The organism is Vibrio splendidus (genome assembly GCF_003345295.1).
GTDB lineage: Bacteria > Pseudomonadota > Gammaproteobacteria > Enterobacterales > Vibrionaceae > Vibrio > Vibrio splendidus_K.
Window position 1 is genome coordinate 221,329 of the sequence record NZ_CP031056.1, and the last position, 14,687, is coordinate 236,015.

At 42.9% G+C, this 14,687-nt stretch carries 13 protein-coding genes; 2 read left to right on the forward strand and 11 right to left on the reverse strand.

The window, feature by feature from the left end; all coding sequences use genetic code 11:
- Window positions 1–128 precede the first annotated feature (128 nt).
- Both DUN60_RS16940 and DUN60_RS16945 read right to left on the reverse strand, forming a co-directional pair.
- Window positions 129–833 (reverse strand): DUF445 domain-containing protein, encoded by a 705-nt coding sequence (locus DUN60_RS16940; protein WP_017078426.1) that lies wholly within the window; start codon window positions 831–833, stop codon window positions 129–131.
- Between the two features lie 297 nt (window positions 834–1,130).
- Complete coding sequence (locus tag DUN60_RS16945; RefSeq protein ID WP_114634449.1) at window positions 1,131–2,981, reverse strand: ABC transporter ATP-binding protein; 1,851 nt, start codon at window positions 2,979–2,981, stop codon at window positions 1,131–1,133.
- A gap of 646 nt (window positions 2,982–3,627) precedes the next feature.
- Here DUN60_RS16945 and DUN60_RS16950 point away from each other — a divergent pair.
- Window positions 3,628–4,602 (forward strand): arginine deiminase-related protein, encoded by a 975-nt coding sequence (locus DUN60_RS16950; protein ID WP_114634450.1) that lies wholly within the window; start codon window positions 3,628–3,630, stop codon window positions 4,600–4,602.
- A gap of 189 nt (window positions 4,603–4,791) precedes the next feature.
- Here DUN60_RS16950 and DUN60_RS16955 read toward each other — a convergent pair whose 3' ends face one another.
- From DUN60_RS16955 to DUN60_RS16990, 8 genes are all read right to left on the reverse strand, one after another.
- Window positions 4,792–5,424 carry an esterase/lipase family protein gene (locus DUN60_RS16955; protein ID WP_114634451.1) on the reverse strand — a complete coding sequence of 211 codons (633 nt, stop codon included), beginning with the start codon at window positions 5,422–5,424 and terminating at the stop codon, window positions 4,792–4,794.
- A 206-nt stretch (window positions 5,425–5,630) separates the two neighbouring features.
- Window positions 5,631–6,470 carry a helix-turn-helix domain-containing protein gene (locus tag DUN60_RS16960; RefSeq protein WP_114634452.1) on the reverse strand — a complete coding sequence of 280 codons (840 nt, stop codon included), beginning with the start codon at window positions 6,468–6,470 and terminating at the stop codon, window positions 5,631–5,633.
- A gap of 135 nt (window positions 6,471–6,605) precedes the next feature.
- Window positions 6,606–7,445, reverse strand: a complete 840-nt coding sequence (locus DUN60_RS16965; RefSeq protein ID WP_114634453.1) for a GNAT family N-acetyltransferase — start codon at window positions 7,443–7,445, stop codon at window positions 6,606–6,608.
- A 265-nt stretch (window positions 7,446–7,710) separates the two neighbouring features.
- Complete coding sequence (locus DUN60_RS16970; protein ID WP_102551883.1) at window positions 7,711–8,286, reverse strand: mechanosensitive ion channel family protein; 576 nt, start codon at window positions 8,284–8,286, stop codon at window positions 7,711–7,713.
- Entirely contained in the window at window positions 8,286–9,221 is a 936-nt protein-coding gene (locus DUN60_RS16975) for a CorA family divalent cation transporter (RefSeq protein ID WP_114634454.1), read from the reverse strand. The genes DUN60_RS16970 and DUN60_RS16975 overlap by 1 nt, the downstream gene beginning before the upstream one ends.
- 351 nt (window positions 9,222–9,572) lie before the next feature.
- Entirely contained in the window at window positions 9,573–11,195 is a 1,623-nt protein-coding gene (locus DUN60_RS16980; RefSeq protein ID WP_065206553.1) for a phosphoethanolamine transferase, read from the reverse strand.
- Between the two features lie 233 nt (window positions 11,196–11,428).
- Entirely contained in the window at window positions 11,429–12,013 is a 585-nt protein-coding gene (locus tag DUN60_RS16985) for a porin family protein (protein WP_065206554.1), read from the reverse strand.
- Window positions 12,014–12,256: 243 nt separating this feature from the next.
- Complete coding sequence (locus DUN60_RS16990; RefSeq protein WP_065206555.1) at window positions 12,257–12,835, reverse strand: porin family protein; 579 nt, start codon at window positions 12,833–12,835, stop codon at window positions 12,257–12,259.
- Window positions 12,836–13,186: 351 nt separating this feature from the next.
- On the opposite strand from DUN60_RS16990, the gene DUN60_RS16995 reads away from it, so the two are divergent.
- Window positions 13,187–13,726 carry a hydrolase gene (locus DUN60_RS16995; RefSeq protein ID WP_065206556.1) on the forward strand — a complete coding sequence of 180 codons (540 nt, stop codon included), beginning with the start codon at window positions 13,187–13,189 and terminating at the stop codon, window positions 13,724–13,726.
- On the opposite strand, the gene DUN60_RS17000 is transcribed toward DUN60_RS16995, so the two are convergent.
- The gene (locus DUN60_RS17000) at window positions 13,723–14,586 is read right to left on the reverse strand and encodes a MurR/RpiR family transcriptional regulator (protein ID WP_065206557.1); all 864 of its coding nucleotides are present in this window, start codon (window positions 14,584–14,586) and stop codon (window positions 13,723–13,725) included. The genes DUN60_RS16995 and DUN60_RS17000 overlap by 4 nt on opposite strands.
- Between the last annotated feature and the right edge of the window lie 101 nt (window positions 14,587–14,687).

Here is a 14,687-nt window from a genome sequence, read left to right on the forward strand (position 1 = left end):
CAAGGTTATTTAGATATAAAAAATGGAAGCCGATAAGCTTCCATTTTTTGTTGAGCGTCAGATGAGGGCATCAGATTAAGTTAGAGCAAATAAAGTTAGAGCAAATAAAGTGAGAACAGATAAACTGCTTATAGCGTAATTGCCGCAGAAATTAAGCCAATCACACCACCGAATACTCCGCCCCAAACGACCAACCAGCCAAGGTGTTTCTTGATCATGGCTTGAACCATCTCTTTAACCAGCTTTGGTGTCAGTTCATTCAAGCGCTGATCGATGATCGCTTCAATATTCTCTTTGATTTCATCCATCATTGCAGGCGATTCAAGTTCATCCTTGATGGCATTTTTTACAGAATCACTCTTGCTGATTTCAATCACAGACTCTTGCATCTTTTCCACGAATGGCGCTTTCATTGGCTGTAGTGCTTCAGTTCCGCCAACCATCGCTAGCATGCCACCAAATTGTGAGTTCTCGATAACGTGAACCAGTGAATCGAATGCAGGGTTAAAGTCGATCTTCTTAATCACGGGTTCTAGGTTGAGCGACTTACCGCTCATCTCGCTGCTTAGGAAGCGGTCGATATTACCTTCGGTAAAGAATTGTTCCATCATCAGTTGTTTAATAGCCGCCTTGAACTCTTCAAAACGAGCTGGAATAACGCCAGAACCGTATAAGCCGGGTACTTTTTCGAACAACATGTGAATCGCAAGCCAGTTGGTGATTGCACCAGAAAAGGCGAATAGGCCTGCATAAAGCAAGTATTGGTTTGCTGTCGCATAGCCGCCAGCAAGCAGTGCTAACGCGATTACGTTAGTTAAGACACTTTTGTTCATGGTTGATCTCTAGAAAGAATACTGCGCGCATTTTAAGAAAAAAACGCCAAGAAAAAAACAAAAGGATCGATGAAGTTTATGGGGCAGACGAAAATAGATGAGAAAGGAGCGAAGAATAACAGGTATAAAAAAGGCTAGCCTCCCCCCGAAGTCTAGCCTTATTCCAGAACGCGCAAGCGAGGCGTCTTTGGTGTTAATGTCATTATATAATTACGACATAACATTCTGCCACGTGTAATTTACCATTAGTTAACAAATTGGTGTGAATTACGCCGCACTTTTAAAGTAGCACACAAATTAAGCACTCGACGCTTGGTCAAGATTATCGGCAATGAAGCCTCCGGTCTGGTGATTCCACAATTGAGCATAGATGCCATTTTGTGTAATCAGCTCTTGGTGAGTGCCTTCTTCAACGATATTGCCTTGATCGAGTACGATTAAGCGATCCATTGCTGCAATCGTCGATAAACGGTGTGCAATTGCAATCACGGTCTTGCCTTCCATGAGCTCAATCAAGCTCTCTTGAATTGCGGCTTCTACTTCTGAATCGAGTGCTGATGTTGCTTCATCTAAAACTAACAGCGGTGCGTTCTTTAGAAGCACACGAGAGATAGCAACACGTTGGCGCTGACCACCCGAAAGCTTAACGCCTCGTTCACCAACTTGAGCATCGTAGCCAATATTACCGAACGGGTCAGTGAGCGTTTCGATGAACTCATGTGCGTGCGCTTGTTTAGTCGCTGCATACACATCTTCATCTGATGCCTCAGGACGGCCGTAAAGAATGTTTTCTTTGATCGAACGGTGCAGCAGTGAGGTATCTTGAGTCACCATGCCAATGTTGCTACGCAACGAGTCTTGTGTGACCGAAGAGATCTCTTGGTCATCAATCAAGATGCGGCCACTTTCTACATCATGGAAACGCAGTAGCAAGTTAACTAAAGTCGATTTTCCCGCTCCTGAACGGCCAACCAAGCCGACTTTTTCACCCGGTTTGATGTTGAGGTTTAGGTTATTAATCACACCCTTATTCTCGCCGTAGTTAAAGCTCACGTTATCGAAGTTGATGCCACCCTGTGGCACATCCAAAGGCTTAGCGTCTTTTTTGTCTTCAATAGCGATAGGCTTAGATAGCGTTTTAATGCCATCAATCACTGTACCTAGGTTTTCAAACAAGCCACCAATTTCCCACATGATCCATTTTGACATACCGTTAATACGCAAAGCCAAACTGACGGCAATCGCAATCGCACCCACGGTGATCGCGTTATCTAACCATAGGTAAATAGAAATACCGGCAATGCTGAACACTAATAAGTAGTTAGCGAATTCAACGCAGATGTTGAAGCCGGTCACTAAGCGCATTTGGCGATGTACAGTATCCAAAAAACCTTCCATGCCTTCTTCGGCGTATTCAGTTTCTCTTTTGCTATGCGAGAACAGCTTTACGGTTGCGATATTGGTGTAGCTATCAACAATACGACCTGTCATTAGCGATCGCGCGTCAGCTTGCTCTGAAGAAACGTCTTTAAGTTTGGGTACAAAGTGCAGTTGGATACCGACGTAAATGAACAGCCACACCAACATCGGAGCCATTAAGCGCCAGTCTGATTCTGCGAGCATGAACAACATTGCAGTAAAATATACGGTGACGTACACGAACACATCGACCATTTTGGTCACGGTTTCACGTACTGCGAGCGAGGTTTGCATCACCTTGGTGGCGACACGTCCGGCAAAGTCATCTTGATAGAACGACAAGCTTTGCTTCAAAAGGTAGCGGTGGGCTAACCAACGAATCGACATTGGGTAGTTGCCGAGTAAAGTTTGATGAAGCAATAGTGAGTAGGCACTGATCAAGATTGGCATCACGACCAACAGTAGAACGCCGAGCCCCATCAGTGTTGATTTATTATCAGCAAGGAAGGTTTCGGGGTTGCTTGTTGATAGCCAGTCAACCAGTTGTCCCATGTAGCCGAACAGCGCGACTTCGATGATCGCGATGGTCATGCTCATCAACCCGAGCAAGATCAACGGTTTTTCGAAACCTCGAGTGTAATGGCGGCAGAATGCCAGTATTCCAGTAGGAGGTCGTATCGGCTCTCCCTTTGGAAAGGCTTCAGTAAAGCCTTCAAATTTCTTGTACATAGATTTCCCTTTATAAACTAGTGCATCTATAAGCGACTGCATCGTTGGTGCAGCTTTGTTTTTATAGTCTTGATTTGAAATTTTACCGTCTTAGTTTGAAATTATATAAGCGCCCATGGGTTCTTATAAGCATTGAGTCATTCGATGGGTGTTGTTCAAGCTCTTATCTAAGTACTTGGTTTAAGCGCTTAGCTTTAATTACTTGGCTTTAATCACTTGGTTTTAAGGTTAATTACTTAGTTTTAACCTTAAATGCTTTGTTTAAGCGACGAAGGAAAGATCCAAAGAGTGTCTTTCATGACGCTTATTTTAGATTGAATTAGACAGGAAAAGTTAAGCTTATTTCAAACGTAATTGATGGTTATGCAACGATGATAATCCTAACGTTAAATGGATTGAATTGTAACCAAAACTCGTGGTAAGCGAGAAAATGAAATCGGAATATTTATCCATAAAGCGACTTAACGAATATGCATACAGTTGGTTCTTTCTGATGTGCTGTTATCTCGCAGTAAAAATTACCGATTAATCTAAGATCTGCAGTGATTGTTTGGGATAAATATTCAAATCATTATTATTTTCAGTGAATCTTGTCGTAACAAGTTGTTTACAATTCTGAGGTAAATAAAAGATAGGGACGGTTGAAATGTTAAACCTACACAAAAAATCACTTCATATTACTAATGTTCAAAACGCCAATTGCGTTGTTATGGTGCCGCCAAAAGAGTTTCGATTTAACGAAGAAACAGCACGTGATAACGAGTTTCAGCACAGAGTCAATCTGACTGAAGCTGAGGTGAAGCTGGAAACGATGGCTGAATTTAAGGCTATGGTGGCTTCGTTGCGTAAAGAAGGTGTGCAAGTTGTAGAGTTTGATTACCCAGAATTGGGTGTCGAAACCCCTGACGCAGTGTTCCCAAACAACTGGTTCAGTACTTGTAGTGATGGAAGTTTATTCACTTTCCCTATGGCCTGTGAAAACCGTCAGCATGAAGTTAAGCCTACTGCTCTTATTGAAGTGTTGGAAGCGTCTGGTCGCATTGTTAACCACAGTGAGTCTATGGAGTCGTACGTTGCTCAAGGTTCTTATCTAGAGAGCACCGGTGTGATGGTTATCGATCACATCAATAAGACGATCTATGCGGCGCTTTCTCAGCGTTGCGACCGTGAAGTATTAGAAGATTATGCGAAGCGTATTGGTTATTCTCGCGTGGTTTCGTTCCAAACGGTATTACCGTCTGGTCAGCCGATTTATCACACCAATGTGATGATGGCGATTGGTGATAACTTTTGCGTGATCTGTGATGAAGTGATCCCTGAGTTTGAACGCCGTTTTGTGGTGAAATCTCTTGCCAAAGACAAGCAAGTTATCTCGATCTCGATCGATCAGATGAACCGATTCTGCGGCAACATTCTGCAATTGGAAACCGTGAATGGCGATAAGGTAATCGCGATGTCTCAGTCGGCTTACGATGCATTTTCTCCAGCTCAATTAGCTCAGCTTTCGACACACGGAAAGCTACTGCCATTTAACGTGAAAACGATTGAAGACATCGGTGGTGGTTCGGTGCGATGCATGTTGGGTGAGGTATTTTTACCAACGCGAGTGAATCGTCTGTAACAAGTATAGAAGGTATAACAAGCACTCATTTTAGCAATGAATCTTTGAATACCACTCTCATCGTAGAGTGGTATTTTTGTTTTTATCTATCTTTGTATCGGTCTACCAGAAGTAAGAAAACAGAAATAACAAAACCAGATTTTGGTACAAGAGCTAGCGCGCCAGCGGAAAAAAGCTAACAGATAAAAGCTATGAAGCGTCCTTAAAAGCTCTGTGTTCGATGAACTGAGCCGACAGTGCCACGACTTCCTTAGAGTATACAAGCGCCGTGTGGTTGAGTTTGAGAGCGTAAGTATCCGTTGCCCCTCTCAGGTTTGCGTCTTCGAGTGTTACCGTGCCATCCCCCGGATTTCTTCCCAGTACAATACGTCCAACTCCGGCGTCGTAAGTGCCTGTAATCACGCCAATCGGCACATCAATATCGTAGTCACCCAAGCCATCACTTAAGATCATTTTGCTCGAACCAAATATAAACCCAAGACCATGATTCGAAAGCGTTTTGGCGATGGTTGCCCCATTGTGCGGAGTACCTGCGGTAATAATACAGGTGTCTGCAAAGTCGGGTTGGTAGAACTTAAAGTAGTGGCGAATCAGCAAGCCACCCAGTGAGTGACCAAAAAAGTAGACCTCATCGTACTCATCAAAGCGAGCATTCACGAAGCGATTGAGGCGTTTGGCTGCAGAAGGAAAACGCAGCGAGTTGTAGGCAAATTTGTGCGTTTTAAAGCCACGTTTTTTAAAATTTCTATCCAGATACTGCATGATCAACGCAGGCATATACAGACCATGAATTAAAACTATATGTTTGTTTTTATTATTCATTTTTGTCCTCCGTCTGATAGTGTCCCCAGTATATTTAGTCGCAAATCTAAACTCAATAAAACTTGCTACTAATGGGACACAAAAGACAGAGATGTGCATTATAGACAGGACGTTTGTTATAGATAGGAAGTTTGTTATAGATAGAGCGTTCGTTATAGAAAGAATGCGCGTTATAGACAAAGAGTGCTTAATGGACAAAGAGTGGGTTAGTCCGATCTCACTCCACCATACACATCAATGGTTAAGCCGCCTTGTTTAGCGTAATTATTGGGTGTTAGGCCGATGGTTTTCTTAAGGTAGCGAATCAGGTGTGGCTGGTCGCTAAACCCAAACTGATAGGCGACGTCTATCCAATCAATGTCATCAAGATTTCGCTTATACAAGTATTCCAACATTGATTCGAGTTTGTTCATCGATTGGCACTGTTTTAGTGTCAGTCCTGTTACCTTGTTGAAGCTTCTTTCTAAAGTGCGTTGCGAGCAGAACAGTGTGTCGCCGAGCTCTGCAATTGGTGTTGTGCCAAGCACTCCTAATACCTTGTGCGTGAGTTGACTGTGTCTATCGGATTTACCTGTCGATAGCCAAGGCAGCAGCAAATCATCTAACTGCTGACAACAGGCTTCAACATCGATTTTAGCAAGCTTAATCAATGACATAGCATCGGCATTTGAGCTGCTAAGCAAACCTGAAAGGTTGATAGAGTTAACGCGGTCTAGGCTAGGATGAGGGCAATCTGGGATAACCAGAGAGTACAGTGCGCCCACATGGAACTTGATGCCCAAATGAATAAACGGCTTTGAGTGATCCAGTTCAATGGCTTTATGGTGTGGCAACAGTAGATGACAGCCAACGCCTTGATCGACCTGTTGCTCTATTGTGTAGTGATAAACCTGCTCGCTTGGCGATAAGATCAGGTGTGCTGATGGATCGGGGTTGAGTATCGGAAACTTGTGAGTTTGAGCGTTGGGTGTCTTTTCAATCAGCCAGTAACAATCAATGTACTGAGCAACAACAGACGATTTAGGGGGCTGTAGCCAATTGATCATTAGACCTTCTATTTCAGATGATTATCACTCACAACTATATGTGGATATCGTTGGAGGTGACAGTTTTTAAGAGCATCGATTATCAGAACTGAACCTTCAGCTTAGTTCTGATATTTAGCCAATATCAAGGCTAAGCTATTTCTTTAACTCGCTAAAATCAAACTGCAAGATGCGATGCTTTGATGATAACCCCGCGCGTGTGATGGCCTTTTGTGCGCCAATATTACTGCTTTCCGTAGAGCACATAGCTTCTAATCCTTGGCTATTAGCGTGTTGCTTTAGAAAGTGAATAACACGCGTTGCTAAGCCTTTACCGCGTTCTTCTTGTGCGACAATCATACCTAGGTCGGCAAACTGTGTTTGATGCTCATCGAACTTACGGCACTCTCCAGTAGCGAGAACATTGTTATTTTCCCAGTAGCCCCATAGCTCTTGACGGGCAATCAAATTACCGTAGTAATCGGTGAGCCACTCTTTTGGTGCGCCAATCGCTAATGAAGCAAACTCAACGAACTGCTCCAGTTGTTCTTCTGTCGCGAGGCTCATCTCTATCTCTTCAATGCGGTCTGAATCACAATCAGATCTGGCTTGAGATTTTTGGCGGTACATCATCGCGTTCACTTTAAATGACTCTGTGTTGTCGACACACAGTGATAAATATTGTGGTTCAGCGGTGCTCACGAATGCGCCTTTCACCTTACCAATCACAGAGTTGTTGTTCTCTACGATTAAGGGGAACAAGTTTTCAATATGAGTGCTGGCTGTTGGTGCTAGATAGAACTGAAGTAAGTAGCCTTCGCCATTCAATACGCAATAACCGACAAGATTACCGTTTTCGTAAAAACCAAAATGGTCAGACATTGGCACAAAGCCAAAGTGCCACATGCCATCGAGTGGCGCTGTTGATTCAGCAAAGTAAGCCGTTTTAAGTTCGCTTAAGTCACTCAGTGCGGAGATTTTTTTGATGTCTAACATCGCTTGAATTCCTGTTGTCTTGATTCGATAGAGTGCGTGGTCGTCATCTTGTTCTCAGGTACGTCAATTGATGATGAGATAATTGATTAGCTGAGCCACGTATCAATGACAGCAATTGTAGGCGACTGTTTGAGGCCGGTATTGAATAAAAACGACAGTTTTGAAAGGTATGTGGGTGTTAACAGAAGAGCTGATGTTAATTGAAAGAGGGCAAGATATTTTGCCCTCTGCTGAACTTATTGATTGGGACGTTGAATAGGGCGCATTATTTTCCTGAGTCTTCAGCTTTGATGAGTTTTGTATCGACAGTTTCACTCTTTAACTCAGGATCAACTAATACCTTTATCACGCCTTTTTGTAGGATCAGGTTATTAGGGTAGGTGATGATGTTGCCCGAACTGTGTCGAAGAATAACGTGGAACATGGTGATATCGATGATCACACCGCTGATGTCTTCGTCTTTCTCCGCGACTCTTACTCTGTCACCAATGCGATAAGGGAATACGAAAAATATTAGTACGCTGGCTGTGAGGTTACTTAGAATCGACCATTGCGCGAATAAAGCGACACCCAACACCGCGAATATGGATGACAAGAACAGCGAAATATCACCAAAGCCCAAGTTAAGAACAATCGTAAACACAGCGATGAAGAGTAGAAATAGAACGATATTGAAACACTTAATCACGAACTGCTTCCGCTTCAACTCGACCCGCTTATTTTCCGCTAATGTTTCTATCCAGTTCTTCCCCAAGCGTTTTATCACCCAATACACAACGATAAGCAGTAAACCTAAACCCACTTGTTTAAGCCACATATTGGATTGCAAAAACTCAACCATTAAATAAACCTCAATTTTTTCAAAATAATGACTTCAATCGCCACGACCGCGAGCAGTCCAACACAAAATAGTGGGAACGCCATGGGGTTGTCTGTTCCTGGGATACCAGCAATATTGACCCCGAGTAAACCGGTGAAAAACCCAGCAGGGAGGAAAATACCCGCAATAATAGAAAATAGGTACGTATTTCTATTCATTTTCTCAGCTTGCTGCTGACTTAGACTGGCCAAAAATACATTAATTTGATCGATATAAAACTCAACCGACTCGTTAATCCTGAGTATGGTATCAAGGCTGTTCTTTATATGACTGTTGTGCTTACTCAATGGAGCTGGCAGTTCACTCATTAAATCCTCAAAAACGTATTTCTGTGGCTTCAAATAGCGCCTTAGTCGAAGTAGCCTTGAATGCAGAGCATTGATGGACTTAATATCGATATGAGATTCAGACTCTAGCTCATCAATCAGTTGTTCGACGGGAGTCAAGAAGCTTGATATGTAATGGTTAATTCCACGGATCATTCCCAGTAAGACATCAGGTAATGATGTTGGACCTTGGTTTTGTTTTAGATCGGATATTAGATTACTGACCGCTTTCGAAGGAACTTTACGTGTCGAGACTAAGGTGCCTTTGTACCATAAGATGCGTAAGCTCAACATATCGTCAGGGTTCGCACCTTCGTTTAGGTTAATGCCTCGCAAGATCATCAAAAAGCAGTCGTGACCAAACTGCTCAAATCGAGGACGAGTGTCGTCTGTGAGTAATGAATCGATGATGGCATTTGGAACCGTATTACTGTGGAGCCATTCTCTCAACCCTTCAGCATCTCTTTGGCAGTGGTACCAAGTTGATTGCTCGAATGAGGCTGGGCTGGTGGTGTGTTCATGTGCCACACCCTCAGAAAATTGCCAGCTTGAAATTATGAAAGCGTCCATTCATTTGTCCTTAATGATATGACGTAAACATTGATATTGCGGCGCCATTCAGGTGCCGTATTGAACTGAGCTTAATCGTGGTAAGTTCAATGAGCGATGTGAGTGAGATAAAGTCTAATAAGACAGGTTGGTCTTTGGAGCACGACGGACTCTTCCATTATTGTCCCTGTTAAATGTAGCTCATTGTTTCGTCGTTATAAATTAACACTCTGGATCCATGTTAGCGACGAAAAAAAAGAAAAGACCGAGGCCTTTTCTTTTTAGAGGTGATGAATTAATTGGTTAAGGCAAGAGGAGCTTACCCGTTACTTATTCAAGTTCAAGTTCGCACTTAAGTTCAAGAAAAAAGCACTACCGACACGCAGCAAAAATATCTTGGTTCTCTCGGTATTCTTTGGTTTGTACATCCATTAGGCCGAGTAAAGAGTCGAACAGGTTGTCTTGGGAGAAGCTCTGTTCTTTGCCTGCCTTTCTTAAGCAGGTCTGGTTTATCCCTTTCTGCTCGGCGAAACCATCAGACATCCACATTATCATAGGCACATGGGTTTGCTCTTTCGGTGCCAATGAATAAGGCATGCCGTGTAAGTAGACGCCATTTTCTCCCAATGATTCTCCGTGATCGGAAATGTACATCAGCGCGACATTGTACTTATCTGTGAGCTTCTCTAGCTTTTGAATAGCCTGTGAGAGAAAGAAATCCGTGTACAAGATGGTGTTGTCGTAGGTGTTGACTACTTGCTCTTTGGTGCAGTTTTCGATATCAGAACGTGGGCAGTCTGGCACAAACTTCTTATGATCTTCTGGGTATCGCTCAAAGTAAGTTGGGCCGTGAGAGCCTGAGATATGATAGAAAATGATGCTATCTTGTTTAAGATCTTGAGTATCTTGTTCGAAGTTCTCTAGCATGGCTGTGTCATAGCACACATCTTTATTACACATCGGGTCGCTGTCTTTGGCGACGAGAGTCATCTCTTTGATTCGATGTGCGACCGCCTTGTCTCCACCATCGTGCTCTCGCCAGATAGAGTGAATCCCCGCGCGATTCATAATGTCGACTACGTTATCTTGGTTATAAGCCCTGTCTCGGTCGTAGTTGCTGCGATTCATGTTAGAAAACATACACGGCACAGAAACCGCAGTGGCAGTTCCACACGACTGAACATCAGAGAAAAATATCGGGTTGTAAGGCTTGGTATGAGCATTGGTTTCTTTCTCATAGCCATAATATTGGTAGTTATACACACGCGCTGTTTCTCCAAGAACAAAGACCAATAGCGTTGGTTTAGTTGCTTGTTTAGCTTCCGGTTTTAGCTGCGCGTCTAAGCCGATCTCTTGGTAAGGAATCGGTTTTTTGATGTAAGTATTGTTAATGTACTTTGCAGTTGAAGCGACGTATTCGGTCGGAATGATCATCTTTTTAAGGTGAGAGTTGTTACGACCAATCGAGACATAATCTTTGTAAAATAACCCTGCAATAATCGCGATTACGATCAATGAACTTAACAGACCGATACTTTTCCAAATAGCAAAATCTTTCCAAGATTCCCTCTTAAGGTTTGTGAATAAAAGCATAAGTGATGGGAGACCACCCATTAGAACAAACCATAAAATCGAATACAGACTTAGATAACTTGCTGCTTCTCCGCTGTTGGTTTCAAAAACGTTTTCTATCATTCCATAGTCAACAAAAATGCCATAGCTGAACATGCTATAGCTGACCAAGGAGGAAGTAAGCAGTAATAAGATGAAAAAGGCTTTGGCGAATATCGGCCAGTTAAAAACTTGAAAGATAAAGTTGAATGCAGCGAGAAAGAAAAAGGGAATTGAGATTATGAACCCAATACTCTCCGCTTTTGAGGCGCTCAGAATGTTGAATAGCTCGCGCGAAATAGGCAGGTTAATGACAAGTAGGTAATACACAGCCAGCACGAAAGGGAGTTTGTTTATCGACATATTTAAGCGTGGTAGATTCATCGTAGTTGAGTTCCTGCGTCTCTTATTCCTTTATTTTAGTCTCGCTACCAAGAAAGCTCTAATATCAACGCATAAATCTCAATTAGGCGTGACGAGCGATAAACTGGTTAAAGTGAAATGACGCGGTAGGGCGTGTAGAAACAAAAAATTCACTTTACTGAGTGACCTTCATGACAAGGTGGAACAGCAAAGTGAATTAGTATGTTCAGCTTATTCTATGTGGTTCAATCACATTAGAAGTTGTATGAACCACCGAAGCTAATGCTGTTGAAGGCTAGTGTGTGGTCGCTGGTTGATATTTTAGAGTTACCAATTTGGATTGTGTCGTCTACGCTTACGGCATCTGCTTGGGAAATCAAGCGCAGCGTTAGGTGTTCGATTGGTGTGTATTCCACGCCGACGCCAAAGTGGAAACCAGTACCGCTATCGTCATCGTAACCAGCACTCTTACTTGCGTTCAGGTCAACAGAGCTTAAACCAGCCAATACGAATGGGCGGATTGTGTTGTCGAATGTGTAACCAAGGTTTGCTGATACAGAAATAGACGTTGGCGACATCTTTTCAGCGCTATTTTTGTAGTTTGCGTAATCAGTGTAGCCAAGCTCAACACCAACGATGCGGTTGAATTGGTAACCGCCGTATAGGTTATAGCCCATGCCATCTGAATCTAAACTACCGTGACCATCTGTATCAGAATCTTGGTAAACACTAAGTCCGCCACCAATGTACGCACCGCCGTCAGTGCCTGCTGCTAAAGCTGGAAGAGAAACTGCGCTGATTAAACCCAGTGCTAATGCTGATTTCGTTATCTTGTTCATTTTTCTTACTCACTCTTTAATGTCATGCCAGTATCAATTATTTTTGTTTTGCGACCTTGCGACCTTGCGACCTTGCGACCGTTGATGATCATTATTCCGTAGTCTTGTATGTATTACTGTATGGCTTTGTAAGTTGAATCGTTACATAGATAAAAAAATTCACTTTACTGATTTACCTTTAAGACAAGGTGGTACAGCAAAGTGAATGAGTATATTCAGCTTATTCTATGTGGTTCAATTACATTAGAAGTCGTATGAACCACCGAAGCTAACACTGTTGAATGCTAATGTATGGTCATCGCTTTTGAGTGAACCGTTACTTCCTAAAGAATAGTTGTCTTCTACACTTACTGCATCTGCTTGAGAAATTAGGCGCAATGTTAGGTGTTCGATAGGTGTGTATTCAACACCGACACCGAAGTGGAAGCCAGTACCGCTATCGTCATCATAATTTGCTGCGCTATTTGCGTGAAGGTCGACTGAGCTTAAACCTGCTAACACAAATGGGCGAATAGTATTATCGAACGTATAACCGAGATTTGCTGATACAGAAATAGACGTTGGTGAAAGTTTGTCTGTGCTGTTTTTGTAGTCTGCATAATCGTTATAGCCAAGTTCCACGCCAACGATACGGTTGAATTGGTAACCGCCGTATAGGTTATAGCCCATGCCGCTAGAATCTAAGCTTGGCGCGCCATCTGTATCCGAACCTTGATAAACACTAAGTCCGCCACCTACATACGCACCGCCATCTGTGCCTGCTGCAAAAGTTGGAAGTGAAACTAAACCGATTAATCCGAGTGCTAATGCTGATTTTTTCATGATGATACCTTGTTAATTCATCCTGTGATGCAAATCACGGTATCGCTGATTTTTGATTTATAAAACCCTCACAAATGAAACTTATCTTTTCATTGATAGTGCGATTGTATGTACTCCTAGAGTTTTCAAGCATTAACGGAGTTTTTGTTGGTTATATCGTTTATAAATAAAATTCATATATTGACAAATAGTTAAATTTGATAAATAAAACGATGTTTTTTATGGTCTGGGTAGAATTGCATTTATCTAACCTATTGAAAAATAAGGATCAACCAATATGATTAACATCATATTGTAGTATTTATATGCTTAAGTCTGAGAGTTGATTCTAGTGATAACAAGGAGAGTTGGATGTTAAACAGAGCAAACACAGGTTTGGTGGTTGTGGACGTACAAGGCAAGCTCGCACGCCTTGTTGATGAGAGCGATACGCTGATTGCTAATTGCGGAAAGTTAGCTCAAGGAGCGCAGGTTTTGGGTCTGCCAATTATTCGTTTGGAACAGAATCCAGAGAAGCTAGGTGCTACAGTCGACGAACTTAATGACTTGTTGAATGATGCAAAGCCGATACCTAAATTCACTTTCAACGCGTGTGATGAGCCCAAGTTTGTTGAGGCGGTTCAAGCCAAGGATGTAGAGACTTGGTTAGTGTGTGGTATTGAGGCTCATATTTGTGTTTATCAAACCGCAATGGGGTTGTTGGAACTTGGGTACAAGGTTCAGGTTGTTGGCGACTGTGTTAGCTCGCGAACGCTGCTTAACAAGAATCTGGCTATTAGCCGGTTACGAGATGCTGGTGTCCAAATTACAGGATTGGAAATGAGCTTATACGAGCTAGTGAAAGATTGTCGAGCACCAGAATTTAAGCCCATCTTGTCCTTGATTCGCTAATCACCGAGAGGCTGTCGGTCGCCACCACCTCGGTAGGAATCGAGTGCAACCTTCAAGCGACGCAGCTTGTCGCGCGAACGGTTTTTATGATTGACTGCCATGCCCATCGAAAGCACATCCACTAACGCCAACATAGCGTAACGAGAAGCCGATGGTTTGTAGATGAAGTCGGTTTCCATATGCTTGATTGGCAACAAGATATCCGCAATCTTTGCCAGCGGTGTGTCTTGTGGGGTAATCGCGATGATCTTAAGTCCATACTGCTTGGCCAGCTCTGCCGTTTCAGTGATCACTGGTGTAAAACCGGTCGCGGAAATCATCACCATCACGTCATTTGCATCGGCCGTGGCAGCAACCATACGTGACATTAAGCCATCGTTGTACGACACCACTGGGTAGCCTAAACGAAACAGTCGATGTTGCAGCTCTTGAGAAGCAATAGTTGAACCACCACCCATACCAATAGCAATGATCTGTCTGGCGTTATGCAGCCAGCTCACTGCAGTTTCAACATCTTGCTCTTTGAACAGAGTGCGGTTGATGTCTAGGCTCTGCTTGATCGATTCGTAGATACCTTGATAGCCCGTTTGGTCAACAGGCTCGAGGATAAAGCGCTGGCCAACGGTTAGTGTCTGAGCCAACTTAATCTTCATATCACGTACGTTGTTACAGCCGATCGCTTTAGCAAAACGTGTGATGGTGGCTTCACTGACTTGAGCACCCTCAGCAAGTTCTGTAATGCTGGCATTGGCAGCAAAATCAATGTCGTCCATGATCAACTTGGCGACTTTCTTTTCTGCATCACGAAGAACAGGAAAACGCTCTGTTATCTGTGAAATGATATCTACTTCTAAACTCAAGAATCCTGATCCTTTGTTGATGGGGCTAATCGTATCACTTAGTTTTTAAGAACCTAGCTCTTAAAACTAAGCCTTAGCCCCGTTAGTATATCTTATTGCTT

Coding starts and splice junctions, on each gene's coding strand:
- DUN60_RS16940 (WP_017078426.1), bottom strand. CDS start 833: ATGAACAAAAGTGTCTTAACTAACGTAATCGCGTTAGCACTGCTTGCT.
- DUN60_RS16945 (WP_114634449.1), bottom strand. CDS start 2,981: ATGTACAAGAAATTTGAAGGCTTTACTGAAGCCTTTCCAAAGGGAGAG.
- DUN60_RS16950 (WP_114634450.1), top strand. CDS start 3,628: ATGTTAAACCTACACAAAAAATCACTTCATATTACTAATGTTCAAAAC.
- DUN60_RS16955 (WP_114634451.1), bottom strand. CDS start 5,424: ATGAATAATAAAAACAAACATATAGTTTTAATTCATGGTCTGTATATG.
- DUN60_RS16960 (WP_114634452.1), bottom strand. CDS start 6,470: ATGATCAATTGGCTACAGCCCCCTAAATCGTCTGTTGTTGCTCAGTAC.
- DUN60_RS16965 (WP_114634453.1), bottom strand. CDS start 7,445: ATGTTAGACATCAAAAAAATCTCCGCACTGAGTGACTTAAGCGAACTT.
- DUN60_RS16970 (WP_102551883.1), bottom strand. CDS start 8,286: ATGGTTGAGTTTTTGCAATCCAATATGTGGCTTAAACAAGTGGGTTTA.
- DUN60_RS16975 (WP_114634454.1), bottom strand. CDS start 9,221: ATGGACGCTTTCATAATTTCAAGCTGGCAATTTTCTGAGGGTGTGGCA.
- DUN60_RS16980 (WP_065206553.1), bottom strand. CDS start 11,195: ATGAATCTACCACGCTTAAATATGTCGATAAACAAACTCCCTTTCGTG.
- DUN60_RS16985 (WP_065206554.1), bottom strand. CDS start 12,013: ATGAACAAGATAACGAAATCAGCATTAGCACTGGGTTTAATCAGCGCA.
- DUN60_RS16990 (WP_065206555.1), bottom strand. CDS start 12,835: ATGAAAAAATCAGCATTAGCACTCGGATTAATCGGTTTAGTTTCACTT.
- DUN60_RS16995 (WP_065206556.1), top strand. CDS start 13,187: ATGTTAAACAGAGCAAACACAGGTTTGGTGGTTGTGGACGTACAAGGC.